Below are 1,368 nucleotides of genomic sequence, written 5' to 3'. Positions count from 1 at the left end.
GTTCCTCCCTTCACTCTCGACCCCTGGGCCTCCGCCTGGTGCCAGCTCTGCGATGCCCTCCAGGCCAGCTGCGCCTGGGTCCAGAGTTCGAGTAGCTCCAGCGTGGTGATCGAGCACATCCCCGAAGTCGCTGAGCGCGTCCAGCAATGGCCCCTCCTGGCCCGCTCCCGCGACCTCGCCCCCCTTCTCGACGATATCCTGCAGGGCTACTTCTGGCTCTTCTACCTCGGCCCCGACCTGCTCCAGCTTCCCACCACCGGCCCCCTCTTCGAGTCCTTCCTCTCCTCCCTCCAGCTCCATCAACGCCAGCACCCCCAGCAGGGCCTCTCCTGGCAGACCACCCCCCGCGGCGCCTTCTTCCTCCGCTGGAGCACCTCCCTCTCTCGCTACCCTGCCAAACCCTCCGAGCCTGTCCCCGGCGGCGGCTCCGGCTACGCCCTGCTCTCCTTCAGCCCCTTCCCCTTCTCCTTCCGCTCCAGCACTCCCTCCCCCCTGCTCCCTCCCGCCCTCCACCACCTCCTGCTCTCCCTCCACCGCCGCCACTCCTTCCTCTTCCGCGCCGGAAACCACTCCAGCTTCTGCTACGGCCATCTCGATCCCAACTCCCTCTTCCCTGATCCTCCCCCAGACCCCCCCTTCAACAGCCTCAACCTGCGCGACCTCCGGCTCGCCTCCGCCCAGCAACTGCTCTCCCTCTCCAAAAGCGCCTCAGCCTGGCAGCTCCTCTTCGACCACATCCCCACCATCTTCTGCCGCTGGCGCACCCTCTGGAACGACCTCGTCCTCGAACTCCTCTTCGACCCCCTCTCCCTCGCCCGCCTCTCCCCCTCCCAGGCCCTCTCCTTCGCCCTCTCCTGGGCCTCCCTCTGGTTCTCCCTCCAGGCCCCCTACGCCTTCCTCGTCCGCCTCGGCTTCCTCGAGGACGCTCGCCCCTGGCCTCGCTTCGCCTTCGAGCACGTCCCCCTGCTGCGCTCCCCCTCCCTCACCGCCCTCGACCCCCTCCTGCAGGACAGCGCCCGCTTCCACTGGCTCACCTACCTCGGCTCTCCCCTCCTGCTCTCTCTCGACTCCTCCGACTGGCTCTCCCTCCTCTCCCGCCTCCTCGACCACGGCACCCGCCTCTTCCTCTTCTCCCCCTTCAGCTCTCCCCTGCCCCTGCCCACCCCCCAGGCAGCGCCTCCTCTCCCTCCCCCTGACAGCGGCCTCCTGCTCCTCTACGACCGCTTCGCCCCCGGCATCGACGCCGACACCTTCCTCTTCCTCGCTCCTTTCACTCCTGCCCACCGCCCCCCCTGGCGTGCCTCCCCCTAACCCTCTCCCCCCGGGTCAGTACCGGGGGGAGAGAACCGGCGCGCATCGGCTCCTCTC

At 69.0% G+C, this 1,368-nt stretch carries 1 protein-coding gene; it reads left to right on the top strand.

Features of this window, described 5'->3' with window-relative positions; genetic code table 11:
- Positions 1–1,311: hypothetical protein (locus tag ACFMO7_RS05795; protein ID WP_376794568.1), on the top strand; the 1,311-nt coding region annotated here is incomplete at its 5' end.
- Between the last annotated feature and the right edge of the window lie 57 nt (positions 1,312–1,368).

The organism is Thermogemmatispora sp. (assembly GCF_042408735.1).
Taxonomy (GTDB): domain Bacteria; phylum Chloroflexota; class Ktedonobacteria; order Ktedonobacterales; family Ktedonobacteraceae; genus Thermogemmatispora.
This window is presented reverse-complemented; position numbering and strand designations above follow the sequence as displayed.